Source organism: Rhodoferax sp. GW822-FHT02A01, from assembly GCF_038784515.1.
GTDB lineage: Bacteria > Pseudomonadota > Gammaproteobacteria > Burkholderiales > Burkholderiaceae_C > Allorhodoferax.
On the sequence record NZ_CP152376.1, the window covers coordinates 1,124,285 to 1,149,308 of the forward strand.

Annotated in this window: 34 protein-coding genes; 8 read left to right on the top strand and 26 right to left on the bottom strand. The window is 58.3% G+C overall.

What is annotated here, in order from left to right; translation table 11 throughout:
- The 6 genes from atpA to AAGF34_RS05335 are packed head-to-tail and all read right to left on the bottom strand — an operon-like array spanning window position 1 to window position 4,361.
- Window positions 1–1,554 carry a F0F1 ATP synthase subunit alpha gene (gene atpA / locus AAGF34_RS05310; RefSeq protein WP_342619583.1) on the bottom strand — a complete coding sequence of 518 codons (1,554 nt, stop codon included), beginning with the start codon at window positions 1,552–1,554 and terminating at the stop codon, window positions 1–3.
- Between the two features lie 49 nt (window positions 1,555–1,603).
- Window positions 1,604–2,134, bottom strand: a complete 531-nt coding sequence (locus AAGF34_RS05315; RefSeq protein ID WP_342619584.1) for a F0F1 ATP synthase subunit delta — start codon at window positions 2,132–2,134, stop codon at window positions 1,604–1,606.
- A gap of 9 nt (window positions 2,135–2,143) precedes the next feature.
- Window positions 2,144–2,614, bottom strand: coding sequence for a F0F1 ATP synthase subunit B (locus tag AAGF34_RS05320; RefSeq protein WP_342619585.1), 471 nt, complete (start codon window positions 2,612–2,614; stop codon window positions 2,144–2,146).
- Between the two features lie 35 nt (window positions 2,615–2,649).
- The gene (gene atpE, locus AAGF34_RS05325) at window positions 2,650–2,898 is read right to left on the bottom strand and encodes a F0F1 ATP synthase subunit C (RefSeq protein WP_011827793.1); all 249 of its coding nucleotides are present in this window, start codon (window positions 2,896–2,898) and stop codon (window positions 2,650–2,652) included.
- A gap of 60 nt (window positions 2,899–2,958) precedes the next feature.
- Window positions 2,959–3,849 (bottom strand): F0F1 ATP synthase subunit A, encoded by an 891-nt coding sequence (atpB, locus tag AAGF34_RS05330; RefSeq protein ID WP_342619586.1) that lies wholly within the window; start codon window positions 3,847–3,849, stop codon window positions 2,959–2,961.
- Window positions 3,850–3,887: 38 nt separating this feature from the next.
- Window positions 3,888–4,361 carry an ATP synthase subunit I gene (locus tag AAGF34_RS05335; RefSeq protein WP_342619587.1) on the bottom strand — a complete coding sequence of 158 codons (474 nt, stop codon included), beginning with the start codon at window positions 4,359–4,361 and terminating at the stop codon, window positions 3,888–3,890.
- 157 nt (window positions 4,362–4,518) lie between these two features.
- Here AAGF34_RS05335 and AAGF34_RS05340 point away from each other — a divergent pair, with 157 nt between their 5' ends.
- From AAGF34_RS05340 to lipA, 3 genes are read left to right on the top strand one after another with little or no spacing between them, the layout of a single operon-like run.
- The gene (locus AAGF34_RS05340; RefSeq protein ID WP_342619588.1) at window positions 4,519–4,821 is read left to right on the top strand and encodes a DUF493 family protein; all 303 of its coding nucleotides are present in this window, start codon (window positions 4,519–4,521) and stop codon (window positions 4,819–4,821) included.
- 10 nt (window positions 4,822–4,831) lie between these two features.
- Window positions 4,832–5,521 carry a lipoyl(octanoyl) transferase LipB gene (lipB, locus tag AAGF34_RS05345; protein ID WP_342619589.1) on the top strand — a complete coding sequence of 230 codons (690 nt, stop codon included), beginning with the start codon at window positions 4,832–4,834 and terminating at the stop codon, window positions 5,519–5,521.
- A 23-nt stretch (window positions 5,522–5,544) separates the two neighbouring features.
- Window positions 5,545–6,540, top strand: coding sequence for a lipoyl synthase (gene lipA / locus AAGF34_RS05350; protein ID WP_342619590.1), 996 nt, complete (start codon window positions 5,545–5,547; stop codon window positions 6,538–6,540).
- A 30-nt stretch (window positions 6,541–6,570) separates the two neighbouring features.
- On the opposite strand, the gene AAGF34_RS05355 is transcribed toward lipA, so the two are convergent.
- Complete coding sequence (locus AAGF34_RS05355; RefSeq protein ID WP_342619591.1) at window positions 6,571–7,674, bottom strand: rhomboid family intramembrane serine protease; 1,104 nt, start codon at window positions 7,672–7,674, stop codon at window positions 6,571–6,573.
- A gap of 104 nt (window positions 7,675–7,778) precedes the next feature.
- Between AAGF34_RS05355 and aroQ the strand changes: the two genes are divergently transcribed.
- From aroQ to AAGF34_RS05375, 4 genes are all read left to right on the top strand, one after another.
- On the top strand, window positions 7,779–8,225 hold the full coding sequence (aroQ, locus tag AAGF34_RS05360) for a type II 3-dehydroquinate dehydratase (RefSeq protein WP_342619592.1): 447 nt from the start codon (window positions 7,779–7,781) through the stop codon (window positions 8,223–8,225).
- Window positions 8,226–8,235: 10 nt separating this feature from the next.
- The gene (gene mgrA / locus AAGF34_RS05365; RefSeq protein WP_342619593.1) at window positions 8,236–9,285 is read left to right on the top strand and encodes an L-glyceraldehyde 3-phosphate reductase; all 1,050 of its coding nucleotides are present in this window, start codon (window positions 8,236–8,238) and stop codon (window positions 9,283–9,285) included.
- Window positions 9,286–9,288: 3 nt separating this feature from the next.
- Window positions 9,289–9,978, top strand: a complete 690-nt coding sequence (locus tag AAGF34_RS05370) for an AraC family transcriptional regulator (RefSeq protein ID WP_342619594.1) — start codon at window positions 9,289–9,291, stop codon at window positions 9,976–9,978.
- Window positions 9,979–10,041: 63 nt separating this feature from the next.
- Complete coding sequence (locus AAGF34_RS05375) at window positions 10,042–10,911, top strand: DMT family transporter (RefSeq protein ID WP_342619595.1); 870 nt, start codon at window positions 10,042–10,044, stop codon at window positions 10,909–10,911.
- Between the two features lie 57 nt (window positions 10,912–10,968).
- Here AAGF34_RS05375 and ptsP read toward each other — a convergent pair whose 3' ends face one another.
- From ptsP to AAGF34_RS05400, 5 genes are all read right to left on the bottom strand, one after another.
- Window positions 10,969–12,747 (bottom strand): phosphoenolpyruvate--protein phosphotransferase, encoded by a 1,779-nt coding sequence (ptsP, locus tag AAGF34_RS05380; RefSeq protein ID WP_342619596.1) that lies wholly within the window; start codon window positions 12,745–12,747, stop codon window positions 10,969–10,971.
- A gap of 46 nt (window positions 12,748–12,793) precedes the next feature.
- On the bottom strand, window positions 12,794–13,063 hold the full coding sequence (locus tag AAGF34_RS05385; protein WP_342619597.1) for an HPr family phosphocarrier protein: 270 nt from the start codon (window positions 13,061–13,063) through the stop codon (window positions 12,794–12,796).
- A complete protein-coding gene (locus AAGF34_RS05390) occupies window positions 13,032–13,478 on the bottom strand; it encodes a PTS fructose transporter subunit IIA (RefSeq protein ID WP_342619598.1) in 447 nt (148 codons plus the stop codon). Before AAGF34_RS05390 ends, AAGF34_RS05385 begins: the two co-directional genes overlap by 32 nt.
- 82 nt (window positions 13,479–13,560) lie before the next feature.
- Window positions 13,561–14,040 carry a hypothetical protein gene (locus AAGF34_RS05395; protein WP_342619599.1) on the bottom strand — a complete coding sequence of 160 codons (480 nt, stop codon included), beginning with the start codon at window positions 14,038–14,040 and terminating at the stop codon, window positions 13,561–13,563.
- A gap of 35 nt (window positions 14,041–14,075) precedes the next feature.
- Window positions 14,076–14,780, bottom strand: a complete 705-nt coding sequence (locus tag AAGF34_RS05400) for a DUF4197 domain-containing protein (protein ID WP_342619600.1) — start codon at window positions 14,778–14,780, stop codon at window positions 14,076–14,078.
- Window positions 14,781–14,888: 108 nt separating this feature from the next.
- Here AAGF34_RS05400 and AAGF34_RS05405 point away from each other — a divergent pair, with 108 nt between their 5' ends.
- Window positions 14,889–15,410: a GNAT family N-acetyltransferase gene (locus AAGF34_RS05405; protein ID WP_342619601.1), complete on the top strand. Its 522-nt coding sequence runs from the start codon at window positions 14,889–14,891 to the stop codon at window positions 15,408–15,410.
- Window positions 15,411–15,449: 39 nt separating this feature from the next.
- On the opposite strand, the gene AAGF34_RS05410 is transcribed toward AAGF34_RS05405, so the two are convergent.
- The 14 genes from AAGF34_RS05410 to fusA form a co-directional block, all read right to left on the bottom strand.
- On the bottom strand, window positions 15,450–15,956 hold the full coding sequence (locus AAGF34_RS05410) for a peroxiredoxin (RefSeq protein WP_342619602.1): 507 nt from the start codon (window positions 15,954–15,956) through the stop codon (window positions 15,450–15,452).
- Window positions 15,957–16,042: 86 nt separating this feature from the next.
- The gene (rpsQ, locus tag AAGF34_RS05415; protein WP_105261715.1) at window positions 16,043–16,312 is read right to left on the bottom strand and encodes a 30S ribosomal protein S17; all 270 of its coding nucleotides are present in this window, start codon (window positions 16,310–16,312) and stop codon (window positions 16,043–16,045) included.
- Between the two features lie 10 nt (window positions 16,313–16,322).
- Window positions 16,323–16,532 (bottom strand): 50S ribosomal protein L29, encoded by a 210-nt coding sequence (rpmC, locus tag AAGF34_RS05420; protein WP_342619603.1) that lies wholly within the window; start codon window positions 16,530–16,532, stop codon window positions 16,323–16,325.
- 16 nt (window positions 16,533–16,548) lie between these two features.
- A complete protein-coding gene (gene rplP / locus AAGF34_RS05425; protein WP_029708121.1) occupies window positions 16,549–16,965 on the bottom strand; it encodes a 50S ribosomal protein L16 in 417 nt (138 codons plus the stop codon).
- 2 nt (window positions 16,966–16,967) lie between these two features.
- Window positions 16,968–17,861 (bottom strand): 30S ribosomal protein S3, encoded by an 894-nt coding sequence (gene rpsC / locus AAGF34_RS05430; RefSeq protein ID WP_342619604.1) that lies wholly within the window; start codon window positions 17,859–17,861, stop codon window positions 16,968–16,970.
- Between the two features lie 16 nt (window positions 17,862–17,877).
- Window positions 17,878–18,207: a 50S ribosomal protein L22 gene (rplV, locus tag AAGF34_RS05435; protein ID WP_075585605.1), complete on the bottom strand. Its 330-nt coding sequence runs from the start codon at window positions 18,205–18,207 to the stop codon at window positions 17,878–17,880.
- Between the two features lie 10 nt (window positions 18,208–18,217).
- Window positions 18,218–18,496 carry a 30S ribosomal protein S19 gene (gene rpsS / locus AAGF34_RS05440; protein ID WP_087495489.1) on the bottom strand — a complete coding sequence of 93 codons (279 nt, stop codon included), beginning with the start codon at window positions 18,494–18,496 and terminating at the stop codon, window positions 18,218–18,220.
- 12 nt (window positions 18,497–18,508) lie between these two features.
- Entirely contained in the window at window positions 18,509–19,333 is an 825-nt protein-coding gene (gene rplB, locus AAGF34_RS05445; protein WP_342619605.1) for a 50S ribosomal protein L2, read from the bottom strand.
- 2 nt (window positions 19,334–19,335) lie between these two features.
- A complete protein-coding gene (gene rplW, locus AAGF34_RS05450) occupies window positions 19,336–19,662 on the bottom strand; it encodes a 50S ribosomal protein L23 (protein WP_342619606.1) in 327 nt (108 codons plus the stop codon).
- Window positions 19,659–20,279 (bottom strand): 50S ribosomal protein L4, encoded by a 621-nt coding sequence (gene rplD, locus AAGF34_RS05455; protein WP_342619607.1) that lies wholly within the window; start codon window positions 20,277–20,279, stop codon window positions 19,659–19,661. Before rplD ends, rplW begins: the two co-directional genes overlap by 4 nt.
- Window positions 20,279–20,953 carry a 50S ribosomal protein L3 gene (gene rplC / locus AAGF34_RS05460; protein ID WP_342619608.1) on the bottom strand — a complete coding sequence of 225 codons (675 nt, stop codon included), beginning with the start codon at window positions 20,951–20,953 and terminating at the stop codon, window positions 20,279–20,281. Before rplC ends, rplD begins: the two co-directional genes overlap by 1 nt.
- Window positions 20,954–21,138: 185 nt before the next feature.
- On the bottom strand, window positions 21,139–21,453 hold the full coding sequence (rpsJ, locus tag AAGF34_RS05465; RefSeq protein WP_068674876.1) for a 30S ribosomal protein S10: 315 nt from the start codon (window positions 21,451–21,453) through the stop codon (window positions 21,139–21,141).
- A 24-nt stretch (window positions 21,454–21,477) separates the two neighbouring features.
- On the bottom strand, window positions 21,478–22,668 hold the full coding sequence (gene tuf / locus AAGF34_RS05470) for an elongation factor Tu (protein WP_342619063.1): 1,191 nt from the start codon (window positions 22,666–22,668) through the stop codon (window positions 21,478–21,480).
- A 111-nt stretch (window positions 22,669–22,779) separates the two neighbouring features.
- Complete coding sequence (fusA, locus tag AAGF34_RS05475; protein WP_342619609.1) at window positions 22,780–24,882, bottom strand: elongation factor G; 2,103 nt, start codon at window positions 24,880–24,882, stop codon at window positions 22,780–22,782.
- Between the last annotated feature and the right edge of the window lie 142 nt (window positions 24,883–25,024).

Below are 25,024 nucleotides of genomic sequence, written 5' to 3' on the forward strand. Positions count from 1 at the left end.
TTAAGCAAAAGTCTTCTTGAAGGCTGTGATGGCAGCGTTCAATTCGGCTTCAGCGTCTTTATCCATTGCCTTGTCAGCTTCCAGCTTGGCCAGCAAAGCGGCATGCTTGTCTTTGAGATAAGCGTGCAGGCCGTGCTCGAAGGACAGAACCTTCTTGACTTCGATATCGTCCATGAAGCCCTTGTTCACTGCGAACAGTGTTGCGCCCATCAGGCTGATGGTCAGCGGGCTGTACTGGGCTTGCTTGAGCAACTCGGTCACACGGGCACCGCGGTCCAGCTGCTTGCGGGTGGCTTCGTCCAGGTCGGAGGCGAACTGCGCGAACGCAGCCAGCTCACGGTACTGGGCCAAGTCGGTACGGATACCACCAGACAGGTTCTTCACCAGCTTGGTCTGGGCAGCACCACCCACGCGGGACACCGAGATACCGGCGTTGATAGCGGGACGGATACCTGCATTGAACAGCGAGGTTTCCAGGAAGATCTGACCGTCGGTAATGGAAATCACGTTGGTCGGAACGAAGGCAGACACGTCACCGGCTTGGGTTTCAATGATTGGCAGAGCGGTCAAAGAACCGGTCTTGCCCTTCACGGCGCCCTTGGTGAAGGCTTCGACGTAGTCGGCATTCACGCGAGCTGCACGCTCCAGCAGACGGCTGTGCAGATAGAACACGTCGCCGGGGTAGGCTTCACGGCCTGGAGGACGGCGCAGCAGCAGGGAAACCTGGCGGTAAGCCACGGCTTGCTTGGACAGATCGTCATAGACGATCAGTGCGTCTTCGCCGCGGTCGCGGAAGTATTCGCCCATGGTGCAGCCAGAGTAGGCAGACACGTACTGCATGGCGGCAGACTCGGAAGCGGTAGCGGCCACGACGATGGTGTATTCCATGGCGCCAGCTTGTTCCAGAGCGCGCACCACGTTCTTGACAGAAGACGCCTTCTGGCCGATCGCAACGTACACGCAGGTCATGTTCTGACCCTTCTGGTTGATGATGGCGTCAATGGCCACGGCAGTCTTGCCGGTCTGACGGTCACCAATGATCAGCTCGCGCTGACCGCGGCCGACGGGAACCATGGAGTCGATGGACTTCAGGCCGGTCTGCATGGGCTGGCTGACGGACTCACGGGCGATCACGCCAGGAGCCACTTTTTCGATCACGTCGGTCAGCTTGGCATTGATGGGACCCTTGCCGTCGATAGGCTGACCCAGCGCATTGACCACACGGCCTTTGAGCTCGGGACCCACGGGCACTTCCAGAATGCGGCCCGTGCACTTGACGGTATCGCCTTCGGAGATGTGTTCGTATTCACCCAGAATAACGGAGCCAACAGAGTCACGCTCCAGGTTCAGCGCCAAACCGTAGGTGGGCAGGCCATCGCTACCGGCGGGGAACTCAAGCATTTCGCCCTGCATCACGTCAGACAGACCGTGGATGCGGCAGATACCGTCGGTCACCGACACCACGGTGCCCTGATTGCGAATGTCGGCGCTGGCGGACAGACCTTCAATACGGCTCTTGATCAGTTCAGAGATTTCTGCGGGATTGAGTTGCATGACTCTTTCCTTCTTTCTTTAGTTAGGGCTGCAGACTGCGGCAAACGCCTCAGGCTGACAGTGCCACTTTCATTTGTTCCAGACGCGCCTTGACAGATGTATCAAGAACCTCGTCACCCACCACGACACGAATGCCGCCGATCAGTTCAGGCTGCAGTTCCACAGACACATTGAGCTTGCGGCCGAAACGCTTTTCCAGCGTTGCTGCCACATCAGCCAATGCCGCCTGATCAATCGGGAAAGCGCTGAAAACCACAGCATCAGAAGATCCGCTCTGGGCGTTTTTCAACGCCCGGAACTGTGCAGCAATTTCAGGCAGAACACTCAGGCGACCGTTCTCGATCACAGTGCGCAGGAAGTTCTTGGCCTGATCGCCCAGGGCCGACTTGGCCACACCCGCGATCACATCAAAGACTTGTGCAGAGGTCACCTTGGGACTGTCGGCGAATTGCAGCAACTGTTCGTTGCCGGCAATTGCAGCCAACTCTTCAACCCAGGTGCTTACCGCAGCCAGATCACCTGCAGAAGCCTTGTACAGCGCTTCGGCATAGGGCCTTGCAATAGTGGCGAGTTCAGCCATGGTGTCCTCTTACAGCTCGGTCTTCAAACGGCCCAGCAAATCCGCATGCACGCCAGCATTGACTTCCTTGCGGAGAATCTGCTCGGCGCCCTTGACAGCCAGCGCAGCAACCTGCTCACGCAGTGCTTCACGGGCCTTGACGGTTTGCTGTTCAGCTTCAACCTTGGCGGCAGCAACGATCTTGTTGCCTTCTTCGGTTGCTTTGGCCTTGGCTTCTTCAACGATGGCTTGCGCGCGGCGTTCCGCGTCAGCCAGACGGCTTGCAGTCTCGTTGCGGGACTTGGCCAGCTCGTCTTCCACGCGCTTGTTGGCGCTGGTCAACTCTGCTTTGGCCTTGTCCGCAGCGGCCAAGCCGTCTGCGATTTTCTGCGCACGTTCATCGAGTGCTTTCGCTATCGGTGGCCACACGAGTTTCATCGTGAACATCACCAATATGAAAAACACCACCATCTGTGCGAAGAATGTTGCGTTAATACTCACAACAACACCTCTCTAAGTTAGGAAGGCGAAAGGGCTTACTTCAGCACGAAGGGGTTGGCGAATGCGAACATCATGGCGATACCAACGCCAATCAGGAACGCAGCGTCGATCAGACCAGCCAGCAAGAACATCTTGGTTTGCAGTTCATTCATCAGCTCGGGCTGACGTGCTGCAGACTCAAGGTACTTGCTACCCATGATGCCGATACCAATACAAGCACCGATAGCACCCAGACCAATGATCAGACCAGCAGCCAGCGCGACAAAACCAAGAACGTGTTCCATTTAAGAGCTCCTATGGATTTAAGTTAACGAGAAAACAAAAAAGTGAAAAGACCGACAAACTCAGTGGTGGTCGTGGGCCTGCCCCACATACACCAAGGTCAACATCATGAAAATGAAGGCCTGCAAAGCAACAATCAGAATGTGAAAGATTGCCCAACCGGTACCTGCAACCACATGACCCAACCACAAGGCGATGCCTGTAGCCGACCCGAAACCAACCGCACCCATGAGTGCGATCAACATGAACACCAGCTCGCCAGCGTACATATTTCCGAACAACCGCATGCCGTGTGAAACGGTCTTGGCGGTGAATTCAATCAGTTGCATGCTGAGATTCAGCACACCCAGAATCAGAGCAAAAACGGGGTTCTTGCTGGTACCGAACGGGGCGGTCACCAGTTCGTGCGCCCAGCCACCAGCACCCTTGATCTTGACGTTGTAGTACAGACAGACCAGCAAGACGGAGCAGGACATACCCAACGTAGTCGAGAGATCCGCCGTAGGCACTACACGCATGTAGGCGTGGTGAATATCACCACCTGCGGCGCCATAAATCTCTTCCCAGATCAGCGGGATCAGGTCCACAGGCAAGAAGTCCATGGAGTTCATCAAAAACACCCACATGAACACGGTCAAAGCTAGGGGACCCACGAATTTGCGCGACTCGGCATTGTGAATAATGCCCTTGGCCTGGGTATCCACCATTTCCAGGAGGATTTCCACGGCGGCCTGCATGCGGCCAGGAACACCAGTCGTGACGCTACGCGCCACACGCCACATGACAAACATGCCCACCACGCCCAACAGGACAGACCAAAAAATGGAGTCCATATTGAAAACGGAGAAATCAACCACACCTGCTTGATGCGCTGTGCGCAAGTGCGTCAGGTGGTGGCCAATGTACTCGCCGGCCGTGAGGCCATGTTCCGCAACGTTTTCTTCAGCAGCCATCAGTTACTCGTATCAGTTACTTTTGCCGTTAAGCGTTTTTAAATTTGCACTGTCTTTGGTTTTCGCTTGAAACCCAAAGCTAGCCAGTACACCTTCATCGTGACAATCAAACCTACCAGCATTGCCGGCCAGCTCAACCCCGCCACCATCAGGTGGGCCGCAAACAAGATGCCCACCGTCACCAAAATCTTGACCAACTCCCAGACAAAAAAGCTCAGCACAGCGGAACCCGCATTGACCGAAGCAAATTGCCCAGTAACTCCTCTTGCAAACAGCGCCGCCGGAACGACTACCGCCAGCGCGCCACAAGCCGCAGACCAACCAACGACCGATCTACCCGTCACACCCCAAGCCGCCAGAGCCACCAGGACTCCAACCACCACTTGTCCCGCAACAACCCACCATGGAGAAATTGCCGGATTTTGTTCGCGAAGCGCTTTTGCTTGTGCCGCAGTCAGCGGAGTGAAGTCAGAAACTTCTTCCACATCTGAATCTGGCGGGATTGTGACCATGTCAAATTACGCCCAGGTTACAGACTGACTGCAGATTTGTGCACAGCCCGCGATTATACGTAGAAACCCAGACCCTCATTACACGTCCTTTACAAAAAAGCGCCACCGCGCAGTAGCGCCCGCGCACTGCATAATTTGCCCCTACTACAACCACACCATGTCTACACCTGACGCGCCCACACCCCAAGCAGGCAGTTCCCGCGCTGAGTCGCTGATCGAATACCCCTGCAAGTTTCCAATCAAGGTCATGGGCAACAAGGTGGACGGGCTGGTACATGCCATCACCAGCATCACCCGAGAATTCGACCCCGCATTTGACGCCAGCACCATCGAACTGCGCGAAAGCAAGGGTGGCAAATACCTGGGCGTTACCGTCACGGTGAACGCCACCAGCCGCGAGCAACTCGACGAGCTCTACCGCACGCTCAGCACCCACCCCATGGTCAAGGTTGTGCTGTAAGGGCTGGCGCATGCAGATTAGTCAACTGGGACGCGTAGAGTACCTGCCAACGTACTCCGCCATGCAGGCATTCACGGAACAGCGTTATGCCAATGGGGCCACGGAAGACCAGCTTTGGATTTGCGAGCACCCTCCCGTATACACGCAAGGCCTGGCCGGCAAACCAGAGCACATCTACAACCCGGGCGACATTCCGGTTGTCCAGACGAATCGCGGCGGGCAGGTCACCTACCACGGCCCGGGTCAGGTCATGGGCTACCCCCTGATGGACCTCAAACGCGTCGGCTACTTCGTCAAGGAATATGTGTACCGCATCGAAGAGGCGGTCATTCGCACCTTGCTGCATTTCGGCGTGACCGGCCATCGCGTTGCGGGCGCGCCGGGCATTTATGTGCGACTGGATGACCCTGCGGGTCATGCGCCTTTGCCCAATCGCCCGGGCAAGGATGCGCCGACCGCAGAGCCGGATTTCACCGGCCTGGGAAAGATCTCGGCGCTTGGCATCAAGGTCAATCGCAATTGCACCTACCATGGTGTCGCACTGAATGTCGCCATGGACCTGGAACCCTTCCAGCGTATCAACCCTTGCGGTTATGTAGCCCTGCAAACCGTGGACCTTTCTACAATCGGCTTTCAGGTCAGTTGGCAGGATGCCGCTGATGTTCTGAGCCACAAGCTCGCAACCTACCTGGCGCCCTGAGGTGCCATCACTTCGCCCACACCATGAGCCAAAACGACAGCACCCCCACCGTACGGGAAGCACAGAGCACAGCGGAATACAACCCGTCTGCCAAACAGAAGGCTGCCGCCAAACTGTCACGCATTCCGGTCAAGGTACAGGCTGGCGAAGTGCTCAAGAAACCTGAATGGATTCGCGTCAAGGCGGGTTCCCCCTCCACCCGCTTTTATGAAATCAAGGACGTCTTGCGCGCCAACAAGCTGGTAACCGTGTGCGAGGAAGCCAGCTGCCCCAACATTGGTGAATGCTTTGGCAAGGGCACGGCCACCTTCATGATCATGGGCGACAAGTGCACACGCCGCTGCCCGTTCTGCGACGTGGGCCACGGTCGCCCGGATCCGCTGGATGTGAATGAGCCCGACAACCTAGCCAAGACCATTGCCCAGTTGAAGCTGAGCTACGTGGTCATCACCAGCGTGGATCGCGATGACCTGCGCGACGGTGGCGCTGGCCACTTTGTGGAATGCATCCGCAAGACACGCGAGCTCTCGCCCACCACCCAGATCGAAGTGCTGGTGCCTGACTTCCGGGGACGTGACGACCGCGCCTTGGAAATCCTGAAAGCCGCCCCACCGGATGTGATGAACCACAACCTGGAAACCATTCCGCGCCTGTACAAGGAAGCGCGCCCCGGGTCGGACTACCAGTTCTCACTCAATCTGCTGAAGAAATTCAAGGCCCTGTTTCCGGACGTGCCCACCAAGAGCGGCCTGATGGTGGGCCTGGGCGAAACCGACGAAGAGATTCTGGAAGTCATGCGCGACATGCGTGCGCACAACATCGAGATGCTCACCATAGGCCAGTACCTCGCCCCGTCGACCAGCCACTTGCCGGTGCGCCGCTATGTGCATCCGGATACGTTCAAGATGTTCGAGGCCGAAGCCTACAAGATGGGATTCAAGCACGCAGCCGTCGGTGCGATGGTGCGCTCGAGCTACCACGCCGATCAGCAAGCGCATTCCGCCGCCCAGGCGAGCTAGCCAACAGCAGCGCCTTTGGCCATCTGACCATCAAGGATTGCCAGAAGTCATTGGCGCCTTGCGCTGGGGCACCAAAGCGTGTCCCGCGCCACGACTCCGTAGTTCCTGGGCAGCTTGTAGAGCGGCTTCCTTCCTGGTCACCGCATAGGCCTGCAGCTTCAGCAGTGTGGGCCGGGAGGGCACGGCGGGGCTCGCTTGCACCGCCGCCAGCTCGTTGAAGCTGCGCTCATAGGATGCAGCCACTTCACTGTGCAATGCATCGGCAAGTTGATCGAATGACATTCCCCGGCGATCCGTCAGCAAAGCGCCCCAGCGCGCGGAAATGGCCTGGTCTTCCCGCAAGAAGCGCTGAATGGCAGCGCGGGTTTCCAGCTCTTCCTCATAGCGGTAGGGCGGCGGGGAGATTCCGGCCAACAGCGTAACAATCACCGCAAGCGCCAACGCAGCCGTCCACCGCCGTGAGGGCCCCGCATATCCGCCATCCGGCAAACCCAAGGGCCGCCGCAGCAAGCCGCCCAGCAAGCCCCCTGCCAGCAAGCCACCGCCATGCGCCGCGTTGTCGATCCCGGGAAGAAAGAATCCCAGCAGCAGCATCAACGCAGAAAACACCAGCGCACCCACGAACAGCCAGCGAAATTCGAAGGGGTCAATACTGCGTCGCTCGCGCCACAGAAACACCAGCAAAGCGCCGTATAGGCCAAAGATGGCACCGGAAGCGCCACCGGAAACTCGCGGCTGCCCATGCATCGCCAACGACACCAGGTTGCCTACAACCCCGGCCCCCAGATACAGGACCACAAAGCGCCATCGACCCAGCACGCGCTCCATCAGTCGACCCACGTCCCAAAGCGCCCACATATTGACCACGATATGGATCAGGCTGAAGTGCACAAAGACAGCGCTCAGCAAGCGCCACCACTCGCCGCTTTGGGTGGCAGGGCCGAAGTTCGCACCCCACTGCATGGGAACGCCGGGTGTCATATGCCACAGCGCCCGACCAGACCAAGCCATCACAAGAAACAACAGCACATTGCAGACGATCAGCATGGTGATCACCGGGACCTGACGCACGGGGCTACGCATCCACTCATGCAGGCTGAGCGTTGCGGCTACAGAAGGATCGCGAGGTGTCATGGAGGCATTCAGGAGCTGTACTGGAGCATTATCGGGAATACCGGCCTACCCCAGGTAAACGGCGAAGCAGCCGATAATCACCATCCTCAATCAGGAGCGTGCACATGAAAGTACTGGTACTCAACGGCGTCAACCTCAACATGTTCGGCAAGCGCGACCCTGCGCAATACGGCACGGTCACACTCGAAGAAATCAACTTGCGCCTGGCCGAACTGGGCCAGGAACTGGGGGTTTCTGTGGAGTGCTACCAGACCAACATTGAAGGTGAAATGTGTCAGCGCATTCACCAGGCATTCCACGACAAGGTGGATGCGGTACTGATCAATGCGGGTGCCTGGACCCACTACAGCTACGGCATACGGGATGCGCTGGCCATCCTCACCTGCCCAATTGTGGAAGTGCATATGTCCAACATCCACGCGCGCGAAGCATTCCGCCATGTGTCGGTCTTCTCCGAAATCGTGCGCGGGCAGATCTGCGGCTTCGGCGCAGAAAGTTATCTGCTGGGGCTGCGCGCTGGCGTGGCTGCGGCCAAGACCGCAAAGAAATAGGAAAGCGCATATGCCCTACCAAGCCAATCCCGAGCGATACGACGGCCGCATGCCTTACCGCAACTGCGGCAAGAGCGGGCTCAAACTCCCGTCCATCACACTGGGCCTGTGGCACAACTTTGGCGATGCCACCCCCATGGAGACGCAGCGCCAGATGCTGCGCACAGCATTTGACCTGGGCATCACGCATTTCGATCTGGCCAACAACTACGGCCCACCGTTCGGCAGCTCGGAAACCAATTTTGGCGAGCACATGCGCAGGGACTTCAAACCCTACCGGGATGAGCTGCTGATCTCCACCAAGGCGGGCTGGGAAATGTGGCCCGGCCCCTACGGACAAGGTGGCGGCTCCCGCAAATATGTGCTGGCCAGTCTGGACCAGAGCCTGCAGCGCATGGGCCTGGACTATGTGGACATTTTCTATTCGCACCGCTTCGACCCCGACACACCCCTGGAGGAAACCATGGGTGCCCTGGCCAGTGCCGTACAGCAAGGCAAGGCACTTTATGTCGGCATCAGCAGCTACTCGGCCGGCAAGACGCGCGAGGCTGCGGCCATCCTGAAAAGCATGGGCGTTCCCATGCTGATTCACCAGCCCTCCTACAGCATGCTCAACCGCTGGATCGAGGAAGATCTGCTGGATGCGCTCGAAGATACCGGCATGGGTTGCATCGCATTCAGTGCATTGGCCCAAGGCCTGTTGACCAACAAGTACCTGCACGGCGTACCCGAAGACGCACGGGTCAATCGCCCGGGGGGTGGCTCCTTTACCGCCGACTACCTGAGCGAGACCAACCTGCGCCACGTGCGCGCCCTGCATGCGATTGCCCTGGCACGCGGCCAGTCTCTGGCGCAAATGGCCGTGGCCTGGGTGCTGCGTGATGCGCGCGTGACTTCGGCCCTGATCGGCGCCAGCAAACCCGAGCAGATCATCGACCTGGCAGGCGCCATGCACAACAAGGATTTCTCTGCCGACGAACTTGCGGCCATTGACGTTCATGCTGTGGAAGGTGGCATCAACCTCTGGAAGAAGCCTTCCACCGACCAACGCCCCAGTTGAACCATGCACAGCGCACACGGCTCACTCTCCCTGCGCCAGTACGGCAACTCGCCGGGCAGCCATGCGCACGCCCACTTTCAGGTGTTGCTTGGCGTGGAAGGCACGCTGGAGATTGAGGTGCAGGGCAAGGGGCGGCGCATTGTGCCGGGTGATGGGTGTGTCATCGCGCCGTGGGAGCGGCACGACTTCGAGGCGCGCCGCATGGCCCGTTGCCTCGTGCTGGATACCGAGGAATCGGGGTGGGCTGCATGTGCTGGCAACCCGGCACAGCCGGCGGCGGCTCGCGCGCTGGCGAAATATCTCAGCCAAGCACTGGAGCAGCCGCAGAGCCTGGCCTGGCACTATGGTCCCATGCTCTTGCTCGACTGCTGGCGTGCGCCCAGCACAACCTTTGCCCGCAGCCGCCGTGCCATTGACTGGACCGCGCTTGGGAAGTGGTGTCAGGAGCATATGCACCGTCCACTGACGGTTGCGGATCTGGCGGAGCAGGTGTGCCTCAGCCCCACCCAGTTTGCTGCGCGCTGCCGCCAGGAGACCGGCATCAGTGCCATGCAGTGGCTGCGGGGTTTGCGTCTTGCCCGCGCGCGGGTGCTGCGCGCACAAGGGCTGCCAACCGCCGTGGTCGCGGCGCGCTGTGGCTACCAGTCTGCCTCTGCCTTGGGCGCGGCACTGCGTCAGCACTTGGATCATTGAAACCGTCGTTGTGCGCTAGTTGGCCGTCGTTACGCGCGCTTGCAGGGCCCTAAGCTACAACGCATGCAAGCCAACCTCTATGCCATTGCCGCCATTGCTCTGTGGGCGTCGCTTGCCGCACTCGGTGTGGCGCTGCGACACGTGCCGCCCTTCTTGCTGACCGGCATCACGCTCATGGTCGGCAGCATGCTGGCTTGGCCCATGGTAGCCCGACAGCCGCAGTTGTGGAGGATTGCGCCGTCCTCTTTGGTTCTGGGCGTATTCACTTTGTTCGGCTTCCACTTCCTGTTATTCATCGCGCTGCGACTGGCACCGGCGGTTGAGGTCAATCTGGTGAACTACCTGTGGCCGCTGTTCATCGTCATTCTGTCGCCGCTGTACCTGCCACACATCCGGTTGCGCGCGGTGCATGTCATAGCCGCCCTGATCGGCTTTGCGGGTGCGGCCATTGCCATTCTCGGCAGCCGCCGTGCCGAAACCCAGTCTGTAAGTCTTGGCTGGGGCGCTGCGCTGGGTTACGGGCTGGCACTTTGCTCGGGCCTGATCTGGGCCAACTATTCTCTGCAAACCGTCCGACGCACCGCCCTGGGTCAAGGCATTCCCACGGCGGCCATTGGTCTGTTCGGTTTGCTATCAGGTCTGCTTTCGCTTCTCTGCCATGTTGCGCTGGAGCCGCCAGTGCCACTGAGCCTTACGGACTGGACGCAGCTGGCCGTCTTGGGACTGGGGCCGCTGGGCGGCGCGTTCTATCTGTGGGACGCAGCACTCAAGCGCGGGGATGCGCGGCATATCGGCTTGCTGTCTTTCCTCACTCCGCTGCTGTCCACCCTGACCTTGCTGGCCGTGCGTGCGCAGATGCCCAGCACTTCGGTGATTCTGGCTGCCATCATGATTGTTGGCGCGGCCGTCTTGGGAACGCGCTCAGCCAAGTAGCACACGCTGACGAACTCTTGGACGTGCACGCCTGGGAACGCGTGCAGGCGTGACCCGTTATGCAGATGCGAGGGCTTTGGCAGGGTCTTCCGCGGTGCGCACCTTGTGCGCCCAGTTGACCAGTTTGCTGGCGTCTGCGCGCAGAATTTCCTGCTTGACTGCAAGAATTTGCGCCGGATGCATGGAGAAGCTGCGCAGGCCCATTCCCAGCAACAAACGGGTCATGGCCGTGTCACCTGCCATCTCGCCGCAGACGCTGACTTCCTTGCCTTGGGCACGGCATTCGGCAATGGTGTCGGCCACCAGTTGCAGAACCGCCGGGTGCAGTGGGTCATACAGATGGGCAACCGATTCGTCTGCCCGGTCAATCGCCAATGTGTACTGGATCAGATCGTTGGTACCTATGGACAGGAAATCAAAGTACTTGAGAAACAGCTTCAGGCTCAGGGCCGCAGCCGGTATTTCGATCATGGCACCCAACTTGACTGGACCATAGGCAATACCCTTGTTGTCCAGCAAAGCCCGTGCATGGTCAATGTGCGCCAGCGTCTGGCGGATCTCGCGCGCATGCGCCAGCATGGGCACCAGCAACTGGACAGGGCCATGTGCTGCTGCCCGCAAGATGGCCCGCAGTTGCGTCAGGAACATCGCCGGGTCAGCCAGACTCCAGCGAATGGCACGCAGACCCAGCGCGGGGTTGAGGTGGGCGTCATCCCGGATGGAGTCGTCCAGCGGCTTGTCTGCGCCCACGTCCACCGTGCGGATGGTGACCGGCAAGCCGCGCATGCCCTCCACTGCGCGTTTGTAGGCTTGGTATTGCTCCTCCTCATCGGGCAGCTTGCCCTGACGCCCCATGAACAGAAACTCGCTGCGAAACAGCCCCACGCCCAGGGCGCCGGACTTGAGCGCCTGCTCAGCATCGTCCGGCATTTCGATATTGGCCAGCAGCTGCACCTTTTCTCCGTCCATCGTGACAGCTGGCGTATGCAACAGGCGCTGCAAGCGACCCCGCTCCAGCTCGCCCTGGCGCTGCTTGAAGCCGTATTCAGCCAGGATGATGGGGGACGGATCCACAATGACCACGCCCGAATCCCCATCGATGATGACCCAGTCGTCCTGGCGCACCAGTTGGCTGCAGGTGCGCGCACCGACTACCGCTGGAATGTCCATGCTGCGTGCGACGATGGCGGTGTGCGAGGTGCGCCCTCCCACATCCGTGATGAATCCGGCGAACACGCTTTGCTTGAACTGCAACATGTCGGCGGGCGACAGGTCATGTGCCACCAGTACCAGAGGCACATCCACTGTGTCGTCCAGCAGCAGGTCTTGCTGGGATTGCTTACGCGCCGGTCGGTGGCCATGCGGCACCTGAATAGGTGAGGATGCGCCCTTCATGGCGCGCAGCACACGCTCCACAATTTGCTCCAGATCTGCCTTGCGTTCGCGCAGATAGGCGTCTTCCATTTCGTCGAAGTGGCGGGCGATGACCTCCAGTTGCGTGGTCAGGGCCCATTCCGCGTTGTAGAGGCGGTCTGTAATCCAGTGCTTAATGCCACTGATCAGTTCGGCATCCTGCAGCAGCATCAGATGCACGTCCAGCAAGGCACTGAGTTCGTGCGGCGCCTCTTTGGGCCCCATGCGGGTGATGCTTTCCTGCATCCGGTGAATTTCGTCCACCACCGCATCACGTCCCGCACGCACCCTGTCGATTTCAGCCTTTACCTGCGTAGCATCGATGAAATAGTGCGCCACATCCACCCGGCTTGATGCCACCAGGACCGCGCGTCCGATGGCGACACCACGGGATACTGCCAGGCCGTGGATGGAGAAGGTCAAGCAACGCTCCTTTTGCGAGCGAGTGGCTGAGACGCCGTACGCGTCTTCATTCGCCCTCTCCGAACTTTTCGGCAATGAGGGCCAACAGTGCGTCCATGGCTTCCTGCTCCCGCTCACCGTGCGTTTCTATCTGCACTTCGGAACCGATACCGGCTGCCAGCATCATCACGCCCATGATGCTTTTGGCGTTCACGCGGCGCTCGCCTTTGGTCATCCAGACTTCGCAGGGGAAGGAACCGGCAAGCTTGGTGAGCTTGGCCGATGCGCGGGCGTGCAGGCCGAGTTTATTGACTATGGTCGTGGTGCTGTTGATCATTGATTTTTCTCTGCTGATTCTGCGGCGCTGTCACTGCCACCTGCATGATGCTTTGGGTACCTCCGGCCAGCGCGCGTGCCACCAAGACGTCGAGGGGTTCATGGCGGTAGTTGACCGTGCGCAGCAGCATGGGGAGGTTGACTCCTGCCACCAGCTTGGAGCGCACACCGTCCACCACCTTTTGGGCAATGTTGCACGGCGTGGCGCCAAACACATCGGTTAGCACCAGCGTGTTGGGGGTTCCCAACTGGACCAGCATGCGCTGGGCTGTGGCACGTGTGACGTCCGGGGCCTCCTGAGGAGGCACATCCAGGGCCAAGATGCCTTGCCCCAGGTCTGGAAAGACGTGCAGCACCCCCATGCGCAATGCACTCGCCAAAGGAGCGTGGGCGATGATGAGAATGCCTGTGTTCATGGTCTGCCAGTCGTTTGGCGATTATGGCGTCTTTGCACGGCAAATATGCAGCACAGGTGTGATTTGCAATTGATGGTCAGCCTCATTGGAAGCGTATCCCACCGACTATGCCTTCGACCTGCCCGGCCTGCAGACTGGGCGCATACACAGCCACCTGGTAAGCCGATTGGCCTTGCATCATCCATTTGAAGTGGGCCTGCACCGGACTTCCAGCGGGATCTCTACCGTTCACTTGCACGTCGAAGCTGCTGTGCTCGTCACCACTGTTGGCAGTTGGGTGGATGCTGCCCGCCTGCACGCTGGCCAAGCTGGCCTTGCGCAGCCGGATCATGATTGCCTGTGCCCTTATGGCGTCTTCCATCTGGATGCGGCTCACCGTGTAGAGGGCACCGGCGGCTTCGCAGCCGGCCATCTCCAGGTTGACGGTTTCCCCCTCCAGGGTTATTGGGCGTGTTGCGCGGTCTGGCTTGCAAGGCAGCAGCGTCGTGAGTTCGCCCACATGCACTTCGCGCCAGTTCAGACTTGGTGAACATGCCGCCGCGGCGACTGCGATGGTTGCCACAGGGGCCCAATGCATTGAACCCGATGCGATGCGGCTCACTGCAAGGCGCCAAACACTTTGGTCAGAATGGCACTGCCGTATGCGACCGGGTTCTGGCGAATCTTCTTTTCTTCTTCGGAAATCATGAAGAACAGTCCATCCAGGGTTTTCCCCGTGACGTATTTCTGGATGTTGGCGTCTTCCTTTTTCACCAGACCCAGTTCGGATGCCTTGCCTGCCACTTCGTTGTATTTGTCCGCCAATCCCACTTTGGCCGTGGCCTGGGTGACCACAGGAAGGAATCGGTCCGCCAGGGCCGGCCGCGTCTTGCTGGCAAAGAAGTCCGTTACGGCAGTATTGCCGCCGCTCAGGATTCCTTTGGCATCGGTCACGGTCATGTTTTGCACGGCCTTCAGCAACAGATCCTTGGCCATGGGTACCGCGGCTTCGGCGGCACGGTTCATGGAGGTGATCAATTCATCGACCTTCGCACCTTGACCGAATGTGCGCAACAACTGCACCGCGTCATTCAGAAAGCCCGGTAACGGAATACGCACTTTGTCATTGCCCAGGAATCCGTCTGGTTTGCCCAGCAGGGCTACGGCAGACAAGGCGCCTTTTTCCAGCGCAGTTTTCAAACCTTTGCTGGCGTCGGCGCCGCTCAGATCGTCCAATGTAAGAGCCCGGGCCTGTTCCATGGCCAAGACCAGCCATCCGGCAAGCGTTACGGAAGTAAGGGAATTAAACTGGCGTCTATCCATGAAAATACCTTGGGTGTTATTGAGGAAATCTGTCCAACGCCACATGGTAGCGCGTTGGATTCCAGTTGGCTGCCGCTCCTGGGCAATGCGATAAAGGACGTATGCAATATGGCTAGAGCACGTGGTGAGTCCGGCCTGTGGTCTGACAGCACCGGTATAGGGGTTTCAACCGCCCAAAGCGACAGTCAGCTCGAAGGCATCCGGCTTCTGTTCCGGGAATACGCCAAGGCTTTGGGAGTGGATTTGTGTTTCCAGAATTTTGAACAGGAACTGGCCCAACTTCCCGGCGAATACGCTCCCCCCAGAGGCAGTCTTTTGATCGCAACGGTGGCCGCGGACGACGCCGGGTGCTGCGCGTTACGTGCCCTGGACACCACCGATTACGCCAATGCCTGTGAAATGAAGCGGCTCTATGTGCGCCCCCAGTACCGTGGTCTGGGCTTGGGACGCAAGCTGGTGGAGGCTGTTCTGGATCAGGCACGCCAAGCTGGTTTTTCCTGTGTGCTACTGGACACCTTGGACGAGATGGAGGCGGCACGCGCGCTCTACGACGATCTGGGTTTTGAGGAAATTCCACCCTACTATTTCAACCCGATTGCAGGCGCCCATTACCTGAAGGTTGATCTATAGGGCGCTGCCGGGGACTCCTCCCCGGCATACGCTTCTGCGTTAGGCCTTTGCCTGTGCCAACAAGGTTGCAGCGTCACTCACTTCAAACTTGCCAGGGCCTTCCACATTCAGGGTAACAACTTTGCCATCCTTGACCAGCATGGAGTAGCGGTTGCTGCGCAATCCCAGGCCCTTGCCGGTCAGGTCCAGTGTCAGTCCCGTTGCCTTGGCAAAGGTGGCATCGCCATCGCCCAGCATGCGGACCTTTCCAGCGGTCTTCTGGTCGCGTGCCCAGGCGCCCATCACGAACGCATCATTCACGCTCACACACCAGATTTCATCCACACCAGCGGCCTTGAAGGCCTCTGCCGACTCCACATAGCCAGGAACATGCTTGGCAGAGCAGGTGGGCGTAAATGCGCCTGGCAGGGCAAACAGGGCAATGGTCTTTCCGGCAGTGGCCTTGGCTACATCAACCGCATTGGGGCCAATGCTGCAGCCTTCACCTTCCACTTCCGAGTACTCCATCAATGTGGTTGCGGGAAGTGTGTCGCCTACTTTGATCATGTGAATCTCCTGTTTGTAATTTCCAATGAAAACGGCCCACATTGTGGGCCGTTTATCAGAGTCCTGCAGGGAGGAAGTCTAAAGACTTAAACCGCAGCAGCCTTTTCCACCAAACGGGTCGCAACCCAGTTCTTGGTCTTGGAGATAGGCTTGCTCTCCGTGATTTCGATCACGTCGCCCAACTTGTACTCGCCCTTTTCGTCATGGGCGTGGTACTTGCTGGTTTTCGCAACAATCTTGCCGTAAAGCTCGTGCTTCACACGACGCTCGATCAGCACAGTCACTGTCTTTGAACGCTTGTCGCTGACCACCTTGCCAATCAAGGTGCGCTTGAGGGATTTTTTAGCTTCCGTCATTTATCGCTCCTTATTTGGCGGATTTTTCAGCGCTTTGCTTCTCGACAAGAATGGTCTTGGCGCGAGCAATATCGCGGCGCGCGAGGCGCAGCGTAGCGGTGTTGTTGAGTTGTTGCGTGGCTTTTTGCATACGCAGGCCAAAGTGTGCTTTTTGCAGCGCTTTGACTTCGTCTTTCAGGCCGGCAACGTCTTTTTGGCGCAGTTCAGCAGCTTTCGTCATTTCGATTTCTCCTGAATTACTGACCGATCATGCGGGCCACGAAGGTGGTGCGCAAAGGCAGCTTGGCAGCAGCCAAACGGAACGCTTCACGAGCCAGCTCTTCGGGAACGCCGACGATTTCAAACACGATTTTTCCGGGCTGGATTTCAGCCACGTAGTACTCGGGATTGCCCTTGCCGTTACCCATACGCACTTCAGCAGGCTTCTGGGAGATTGGCTTGTCGGGGAACACGCGAATCCAGATACGGCCACCACGCTTCACGTGACGGGAAATTGCACGACGTGCAGCTTCGATCTGGCGAGCCGTCAGACGGCCGCGGTCAGTACATTTGAGACCGAAGTCACCGAACGCGACCGAGCTTCCGCGGGTTGCGATACCGGTGTTACGGCCTTTTTGCTCTTTGCGGTATTTCCGGCGAGCGGGTTGCAACATGGTTATTCTCCTTTACCGTCAGCTGCTGCAGCTGGCGCGGCGACTTTGCGAACGCGCTTAACGGCGGGTTTGTTATCGGCACCGAGTGCTTCTGCAGGCTTGTCACTGCCGTCTGCAGGAGCGGCATTGCCACCTGCAGGACGACGGGCACCAGCAGCAGGGCGACGGTCACCGGAAGGACGTGCACCACCGCGGTCATCGCGACGGGGGCCACGTGGGCGACGCTCTTCTTCGGCGCGGGGCTCAACGGCGGCCGGCAGATCGTTACGACCCAGCGTGTCACCCTTGTAGACCCAGACCTTGACGCCGATCACACCATAGGTGGTCTTGGCTTCAGAAGTTCCGTAGTCGATGTCAGCGCGCAGGGTGTGCAGTGGCACACGGCCTTCGCGATACCACTCGGTACGAGCGATTTCAATGCCGTTCAGACGACCGGCAGACATGATCTTGATGCCCAGTGCGCCCAAACGCATGGCGTTTTGCATGGCGCGCTTCATGGCACGGCGGAACATGATGCGCTTTTCGAGTTGCTGGGTGATGCTGTCGGCAATCAGCTTGGCATCGATTTCAGGCTTGCGCACTTCTTCGATGTTCACTGCTACCGGCACGCCCAATTGCTTGCCCAGATCGCGCTTGAGGTTTTCGATGTCTTCGCCCTTCTTGCCGATCACCACGCCCGGACGTGCCGAGAAAATGGTGATGCGTGCGTTCTTGGCAGGACGCTCGATCAAGATGCGCGAAACGGACGCGTTCTTGAGCTTGGCCTTCAGGTACTCACGAACCTTGATGTCTTCGGCCAACATGCCGGCGAAATCACGGTTGCTGGCGTACCAACGCGAAGACCAGTTACGGCTGACGCTCAGGCGAAAGCCGGTTGGGTGGATTTTTTGTCCCATATCTTCCTGGCCTCTTTCAGTTACCAACCGTCACGTACACATGGCACGTGGGCTTGCGGATTTGGTTTCCGCGACCTTTGGCGCGGGCCGTGAAGCGACGCAGAGAAGCACCTTGTTCGACGTAGATGGTCTTGACCTTCAATTCGTCGATATCGGCACCGTCATTGTGCTCAGCATTGGCAATCGCAGACTCCAGAACCTTCTTGATGATCACAGCAGCTTTTTTCTGTGTGAATTGCAGGATGTTCAGGGCTTGATCAACTTTTTTGCCACGGATCAGATCCGCGACCAGGCGACCTTTGTCTACCGACAAACGAACGCCACGAAGGGTTGCACGTGTTTCCATGGTCACCTCCTTATTTCTTCTGGACTTTTTTGTCCGCAGGGTGGCCCTTGAAAGTACGGGTGAGTGCGAACTCGCCCAACTTGTGGCCTACCATTTGGTCGGTGATATAGACAGGCACGTGCTGCTTGCCGTTGTGCACGGCAATGGTCAGGCCGATGAACTCGGGCAGGATCATGGAGCGACGCGACCAGGTCTTGATCGGCTTCTTGTCCTTGGTTGCCACGGCCTTTTCGGTCTTGGCAATCAGGTGATGGTCTACAAAGGGACCTTTTTTGAGAGAACGAGTCATTTAACCTTCCCCTTACTTCTTGCGACGCGACACGATCATGACCTGCGTGCGCTTGTTGTTACGGGTACGGTAACCCTTGGTCAGATTACCCCAAGGATCGACTGCATGACGGCCTTCGCCAGTCTTGCCCTCGCCACCGCCATGGGGGTGGTCCACCGGGTTCATCACCACACCGCGAACGGTAGGACGAATACCCATCCAGCGTTTCACACCGGCCTTGCCGAGCTGGCGCAGGCTGTGTTCTTCGTTGGCAACCTGGCCAATGGTGGCGCGGCAGTCAATGTGAATCTTGCGGACTTCACCAGAGCGGACGCGAACCTGGGCGTAGGTGCCTTCACGGGCCAGCAGGGTTGCAGATGTACCCGCAGAGCGGATGATCTGTGCGCCTTTGCCGACTTGCAGTTCCACGCAGTGGATGATCGAACCCACGGGGATGTTACGGATTGGCAGAGTGTTACCAACACGGATCGGGGCTTCCGAACCACTCAGAATGGTAGCGCCCACTTCCAGGCCACGCGGAGCAATGATGTACTTGCGCTCGCCGTCTGCATAGCACACCAGAGCGATGTGCGCGGAACGGTTCGGATCGTACTCAATACGCTCAACCTTGGCAGGAATGCCGTCCTTGTTGCGAACAAAGTCCACCACGCGGTAGTGGTGCTTGTGTCCGCCGCCTTTGTGACGGGTAGTGATGTGGCCGTTGTTGTTACGACCGGCTTGCTGGAATTGGGGCTCCAGCAATGCAGCGTGAGGCGCACCCTTGTACAGGTGGTCACGCGAAATCTTCACCACGCCACGACGGCCTGGGGAAGTAGGTTTGATTTTGATAACAGCCATGATTACGCAGCCTCCCCACCGAGGTTCAGCTCTTGACCGGGTTGCAGGGTCACGTAAGCCTTGCGAACGTTGTCGCGACGACCCACAGACTTGCCGAACCGCTTGGTTTTGCCTTTGGTGTTCACTACGGAGACGCCCTTGACTTCCACCTTGAACATCAACTCCACAGCGGCCTTGATTTCATATTTGGTGGCGTCTTGCAGCACCTTGAAGGTCACGGCATTGCTTTTTTCGGCAACCATGGTGGCCTTTTCGGACACGATGGGAGCGACCAGCACTTGCATCAGACGACCTTCGTCGAATTTGGACAGATTAGGACCGTGGCTCATGCGAACATCTCCTTGAGTTTGTCCATGGCAGCCTTGGTAACCAGCACCTTGCGGTAGTGCACCAAAGACAGGGGGTCAGCGTAACGAGGCTCGACCACCAGCACATTGACCAGATTGCGCGATGCCAGGTACAGGTTTTCGTCGACTTCGTCGGCGATTACCAGCACGGAGTCCAGGTTCATGGCCTTGAACTTGGCGGCCAGCACCTTGGTCTTGGGAGAGTCGACCTTGATCGAGTCCACCACGGCCAGACGGCCTTCGCGGGCGAGTTGCGAGAAGATCGAAGCCATACCAGCGCGGTACATCTTCTTGTTGATCTTCTGGCCGAAGTTTTCGTCGGGCATATTCGGGAAAATACGACCGCCTCCGCGCCACAGAGGCGAGGAAGTCATACCAGCGCGAGCGCGACCGGTTCCCTTTTGCTTGAACGGCTTCTTGGTGGAGTGCTTGACTTGTTCGCGGTCTTTCTGGGCACGGGTGCCTTGACGCGCGTTAGCCTGGAAAGCCACCACGACCTGGTGAACCAGATCTTCGTTGTATTCACGACCAAACACGGTCTCGGGCGCTTCGTATTTCGAAGTGGCCTGGCCTTGGTCATTCAGGAGTTCGAGCTGCATTAGTTCGCTCCTTTCGCGGCTTTAGCTTTCACAGCAGGGCGCACGGTCACAAAACCACCAGCGGATCCAGGGATAGCACCCTTGATCAGCAGCAGTTGACGTGCTTCGTCGATGCGGATGACATCGAGGTTCTGGGTAGTCTTGGTGACGTCGCCCAGGTGACCTGTCATGCGCTTGCCGGGGAACACGCGACCGGGGTCCTGTGCCATACCGATAGAACCGGGCACGTTGTGCGAACGGCTGTTACCGTGCGAGGCGCGCTGCGAGCTCATGTTGTGACGCTTGATGGTACCGGCGTAGCCTTTACCGATGGAAGTGCCTTGCACGTCCACCTTTTGACCCACGGAAAACACGTCCGACACAGGCACTTGCGCACCAGCGGCGTACTTGGCAGCCGTATCAGCGGCTACGCGGAATTCCTGGATGATTTCTCCGGCTTCAACACCCGCCTTGGCGAGGTGACCAGCAACGGGCTTGGTTACGCGCGATGCTTTGCGCGAACCGAACGTTACCTGCAGGGCAACGTAGCCATCGTTCTCTTGGGTTTTGACCTGAGTAACACGGTTGTTGGAAACGTCGACCACCGTAACAGGAACTGCATCCCCGTCGTCGGTGAATAGGCGCATCATGCCAACCTTGCGACCCAGCAACCCTAGGTGATTGCTAAGACTCATTGTTTTCTCCGTAACTTCCACCGTTGCAGCTTCAATTGGTTGCAACGTTTTTGCGTGGAAGACTGTTAATAAAACCCCATTGGAAACCCAATGGAGCCTACGATTGTAGCGCGCTGTGCCCAACTAGGCAAGCGCGCCACAATTCGACTCTTTGTGAATCCGGTTCCCACCGGATTCGGAACTGCTTATTGCAGCTTGATTTCGACGTCCACGCCAGCTGGCAGGTCCAGCTTCATCAGCGCGTCCACTGTCTTGTCTGTGGGATCTACGATATCCATCAGACGTTGGTGGGTACGGATTTCGAACTGATCACGACTTGCCTTGTTCACGTGGGGTGAACGCAGGATGTCGAAACGCTTCATGCGTGTTGGCAGGGGCACAGGGCCCTTGACAATCGCGCCGGTGCGCTTGGCGGTATCCACAATTTCAGCGGCCGACTGGTCGATGAGCTTGTAATCAAACGCCTTCAGACGGATGCGGATCTTTTGTTTTGCGGCCATGGTAATTCCTTTGTTAATTGCGAATTACGCGATGATCTTTGCCACCACGCCAGCGCCCACGGTACGGCCGCCTTCGCGGATAGCGAAACGCAGGCCTTCTTCCATGGCGATGGGGTTGATCAGCTTCACCGTGATGGACACGTTGTCACCAGGCATCACCATTTCCTTGCCTTCGGGCAACTCGATCGCACCGGTCACGTCCGTTGTACGGAAGTAGAACTGGGGACGGTAGTTGTTGAAGAAAGGCGTGTGACGGCCACCTTCGTCCTTGGACAGAACATAGATCTCACCCGTGAAGTGCAGGTGCGGCTTGATCGAGCCGGGCTTGCACAGCACTTGGCCGCGCTCCACTTCTTCGCGCTTGGTGCCGCGCAGCAGAATACCCACGTTGTCGCCCGCTTGACCTTGGTCCAGCAGCTTGCGGAACATTTCCACACCGGTGCAGGTGGTCTTCAAGGTGGGCTTGATACCTACGATTTCGATTTCTTCGCCGACCTTGATGATGCCGCGCTCAACGCGACCGGTCACCACAGTACCGCGGCCGGAGATGGAGAACACGTCTTCCACGGGCATCAGGAATGCGCCGTCCACAGCGCGCTCGGGCGTGGGGATGTAGGAGTCCAGTGCGTCAGCCAGCTTCATGATGGCGCCTTCGCCCAGTTCACCCTTGTCGCCTTCCATGGCGAGCTTGGCAGAGCCGTGGATGATGGGGGTTGCGTCGCCGGGGAATTCGTACTTGTCCAGCAGCTCGCGCACTTCCATTTCAACGAGTTCGAGCAGCTCGGCGTCGTCCACCATGTCGCACTTGTTCAGGAACACGATGATGTAGGGAACACCCACCTGACGGGCCAGCAGGATGTGCTCGCGGGTCTGGGGCATGGGGCCGTCGGCTGCGGAAACCACCAGAATGGCACCGTCCATCTGGGCAGCACCGGTGATCATGTTCTTCACATAGTCGGCGTGTCCGGGGCAATCCACGTGGGCGTAGTGGCGGTTGGCCGTTTCGTATTCCACGTGGGCGGTGTTGATGGTAATGCCGCGTGCTTTTTCTTCGGGAGCAGCGTCGATCTGGTCGTACGCCTTGGCCAGGCCGCCAAACTTCTGCGCCAGAACCGTCGTGATGGCCGCTGTCAGTGTGGTTTTGCCGTGGTCAACGTGACCAATCGTGCCCACGTTCACGTGGGGCTTGGTACGCGTGAATTTTTCTTTTGCCATTGTTCAATCCTTAAAAAGAGCAAATCCCGTGTATTGGTTTAATGTTTGCACGATGTTGCTGGTTCGCCCCGCACGGGAACAGGGCGGCACACCGTCGCAGACAACTTCAAATTACTTGGCGCGCGATGCCATGATGGCTTCGGACACGTTACGCGGGGCTTCTGCGTAGTGCTTGAATTCCATCGTGTAGGTCGCACGACCTTGCGACATGGAGCGCAGAGTGGTGGAGTAGCCGAACATTTCGGACAGGGGCACTTCAGCCTTGATGGCCTTGCCACCACCGACCATGTCGTCCATGCCTTGCACCATGCCGCGGCGTGAGGACAGGTCGCCCATCACGTTACCGGCGTAGTCTTCAGGCGTTTCCACTTCCACAGCCATCATGGGCTCCAGAATCACGGGGTTGGCCTTGCGGCAGGCTTCCTTGAAACCGAAGATGGCAGCCATCTTGAACGCGTTTTCGTTCGAGTCCACATCGTGGTAAGAACCGAATGTCAGAGCAACCTTCACGTCCACCACAGGGTAGCCAGCCAAAACGCCCTGGTTCAAGGCCTCGATCACACCCTTCTCAACCGCAGGGATGTACTCGCGAGGAACCACACCGCCCTTGATTTCGTCCAGGAACTCAAAGCCCTTGCCGGCTTCGTTGGGCTCCACACGGAACACCACGTGACCGTACTGGCCCTTACCACCGGACTGGCGCACAAACTTACCTTCCACATCGGCAACACCCTTGCGGATGGTTTCGCGGTATGCAACCTGGGGCTTGCCCACATTGGCCTCCACGCCGAATTCGCGCTTCATACGGTCCACGATGATTTCCAGGTGCAATTCACCCTGGCCGCCAATAATGGTCTGGCCGGACTCTTCGTCGGTTTGCACGCGGAACGAAGGATCTTCGGCAGCCAGACGGCTCAGGGCAATACCCATCTTTTCCTGGTCGGCCTTGGACTTGGGTTCTACAGCCTGACGAATCACGGAATCAGGGAACACCATGCGCTCCAGGGTGATCACAGCATTTGGATCACACAGGGTTTCGCCGGTTGTCACGTCTTTCAGGCCCACGCAGGCAGCGATGTCACCGGCGCGGATTTCTTCCACTTCTTCACGGTTGTTGGCGTGCATCTGCACGATACGGCCGATACGCTCTTTCTTGCCACGCACCGCGTTGTAGACGGTGTCGCCCTTCTTCAGAACGCCGGAGTACACACGCACAAACGTCAGCTGACCCACAAACGGGTCGGTCATCAGCTTGAACGCCAGGGCGGCAAACTTCTCGTTATCGTCAGCCTTGCGGGTGGTTTCCTTTTCGTCTTCGTCAAAGCCCTTGATGGCCTTCACGTCCAGCGGGGAAGGCATCAGTTCAATAACGGCGTCCAGCATGCGTTGCACGCCCTTGTTCTTGAACGCGGTACCGCACAGCATGGGCTGGATTTCGCCAGCAATGGTACGTGCACGCAGACCTGCGGTGATCTCTTCTTCAGACAGATCGCCTTCTTCCAGGTACTTGTTCATCAGCTCTTCGGTGGCTTCAGCTGCGGCTTCGACCATCTTTTCGCGCCACTCTTTGGCGGTAGCCAGAAGTTCGGCAGGGATTTCTTCGAAGGTGAACTTCATGCCCTGAGATGCTTCATCCCAGATGATGGCCTTCATCTTGCGCAGGTCAACCACACCGGTGAAGTTTTCTTCAGCACCGATTGGAATCACGATAGGCACTGGGCTGGCCTTCAGGCGCAGCTTCATCTGTTCCACGACCTTGAAGAAGTTGGCGCCGGTACGGTCCATCTTGTTCACAAAAGCCAGACGAGGAACCTTGTACTTGTTAGCCTGACGCCACACGGTTTCAGACTGGGGCTGCACGCCACCCACAGCGCAGTACACCATGCAAGCACCGTCCAGCACGCGCATGGAACGCTCCACTTCAATCGTGAAGTCCACGTGTCCGGGGGTATCAATGATGTTGATGCGGTGCTCAGGGAAGGAAGTGTCCATACCCTTCCAGAAGCAGGTCGTCGCAGCAGAAGTAATGGTAATGCCGCGCTCTTGCTCTTGCTCCATCCAGTCCATGGTGGCCGCGCCATCGTGCACTTCGCCAATCTTGTGATTCACGCCGGTGTAGAAAAGAATACGCTCGGTGGTAGTGGTTTTGCCGGCGTCAATGTGCGCAGAAATACCGATATTGCGGTAGCGCTCAATGGGAGTAGTGCGAGCCATGATGGATCCTTGGTTGGTCTAGTCGGAGAACAGTCGTGCCGCATCGGACGGCGCAACAAGGGATCCAAGAGTTTGAATCCCTTTTATGACAGTGCACATGCACTGCCACTTTGCGACAGCATCCGACAACCGGATGCCGCCG

Bases quoted from the DNA above. Each gene is read 5' to 3' on its own strand.
- atpE (WP_011827793.1), bottom strand. From the start codon at position 2,898: ATGGAACACGTTCTTGGTTTTGTCGCGCTGGCTGCTGGTCTGATCATT.
- rplB (WP_342619605.1), bottom strand. From the start codon at position 19,333: ATGGCTGTTATCAAAATCAAACCTACTTCCCCAGGCCGTCGTGGCGTG.
- rplC (WP_342619608.1), bottom strand. From the start codon at position 20,953: ATGAGTCTTAGCAATCACCTAGGGTTGCTGGGTCGCAAGGTTGGCATG.
- rplV (WP_075585605.1), bottom strand. From the start codon at position 18,207: ATGGAAACACGTGCAACCCTTCGTGGCGTTCGTTTGTCGGTAGACAAA.
- AAGF34_RS05375 (WP_342619595.1), top strand. From the start codon at position 10,042: ATGCAAGCCAACCTCTATGCCATTGCCGCCATTGCTCTGTGGGCGTCG.
- tuf (WP_342619063.1), bottom strand. From the start codon at position 22,668: ATGGCAAAAGAAAAATTCACGCGTACCAAGCCCCACGTGAACGTGGGC.
- AAGF34_RS05335 (WP_342619587.1), bottom strand. From the start codon at position 4,361: ATGGTCACAATCCCGCCAGATTCAGATGTGGAAGAAGTTTCTGACTTC.
- lipB (WP_342619589.1), top strand. From the start codon at position 4,832: ATGCAGATTAGTCAACTGGGACGCGTAGAGTACCTGCCAACGTACTCC.
- rpsS (WP_087495489.1), bottom strand. From the start codon at position 18,496: ATGACTCGTTCTCTCAAAAAAGGTCCCTTTGTAGACCATCACCTGATT.
- rplD (WP_342619607.1), bottom strand. From the start codon at position 20,279: ATGCAGCTCGAACTCCTGAATGACCAAGGCCAGGCCACTTCGAAATAC.
- rpsC (WP_342619604.1), bottom strand. From the start codon at position 17,861: ATGGGACAAAAAATCCACCCAACCGGCTTTCGCCTGAGCGTCAGCCGT.
- fusA (WP_342619609.1), bottom strand. From the start codon at position 24,882: ATGGCTCGCACTACTCCCATTGAGCGCTACCGCAATATCGGTATTTCT.
- rplP (WP_029708121.1), bottom strand. From the start codon at position 16,965: ATGTTGCAACCCGCTCGCCGGAAATACCGCAAAGAGCAAAAAGGCCGT.
- AAGF34_RS05340 (WP_342619588.1), top strand. From the start codon at position 4,519: ATGTCTACACCTGACGCGCCCACACCCCAAGCAGGCAGTTCCCGCGCT.
- AAGF34_RS05370 (WP_342619594.1), top strand. From the start codon at position 9,289: ATGCACAGCGCACACGGCTCACTCTCCCTGCGCCAGTACGGCAACTCG.
- AAGF34_RS05390 (WP_342619598.1), bottom strand. From the start codon at position 13,478: ATGAACACAGGCATTCTCATCATCGCCCACGCTCCTTTGGCGAGTGCA.
- AAGF34_RS05405 (WP_342619601.1), top strand. From the start codon at position 14,889: ATGGCTAGAGCACGTGGTGAGTCCGGCCTGTGGTCTGACAGCACCGGT.
- rpsQ (WP_105261715.1), bottom strand. From the start codon at position 16,312: ATGACGGAAGCTAAAAAATCCCTCAAGCGCACCTTGATTGGCAAGGTG.
- AAGF34_RS05355 (WP_342619591.1), bottom strand. From the start codon at position 7,674: ATGACACCTCGCGATCCTTCTGTAGCCGCAACGCTCAGCCTGCATGAG.
- rpsJ (WP_068674876.1), bottom strand. From the start codon at position 21,453: ATGGCCGCAAAACAAAAGATCCGCATCCGTCTGAAGGCGTTTGATTAC.
- mgrA (WP_342619593.1), top strand. From the start codon at position 8,236: ATGCCCTACCAAGCCAATCCCGAGCGATACGACGGCCGCATGCCTTAC.
- atpA (WP_342619583.1), bottom strand. From the start codon at position 1,554: ATGCAACTCAATCCCGCAGAAATCTCTGAACTGATCAAGAGCCGTATT.
- lipA (WP_342619590.1), top strand. From the start codon at position 5,545: ATGAGCCAAAACGACAGCACCCCCACCGTACGGGAAGCACAGAGCACA.
- AAGF34_RS05315 (WP_342619584.1), bottom strand. From the start codon at position 2,134: ATGGCTGAACTCGCCACTATTGCAAGGCCCTATGCCGAAGCGCTGTAC.
- rpmC (WP_342619603.1), bottom strand. From the start codon at position 16,532: ATGACGAAAGCTGCTGAACTGCGCCAAAAAGACGTTGCCGGCCTGAAA.
- AAGF34_RS05410 (WP_342619602.1), bottom strand. From the start codon at position 15,956: ATGATCAAAGTAGGCGACACACTTCCCGCAACCACATTGATGGAGTAC.
- AAGF34_RS05400 (WP_342619600.1), bottom strand. From the start codon at position 14,780: ATGGATAGACGCCAGTTTAATTCCCTTACTTCCGTAACGCTTGCCGGA.
- rplW (WP_342619606.1), bottom strand. From the start codon at position 19,662: ATGAGCCACGGTCCTAATCTGTCCAAATTCGACGAAGGTCGTCTGATG.
- AAGF34_RS05385 (WP_342619597.1), bottom strand. From the start codon at position 13,063: ATGATCAACAGCACCACGACCATAGTCAATAAACTCGGCCTGCACGCC.
- atpB (WP_342619586.1), bottom strand. From the start codon at position 3,849: ATGGCTGCTGAAGAAAACGTTGCGGAACATGGCCTCACGGCCGGCGAG.
- aroQ (WP_342619592.1), top strand. From the start codon at position 7,779: ATGAAAGTACTGGTACTCAACGGCGTCAACCTCAACATGTTCGGCAAG.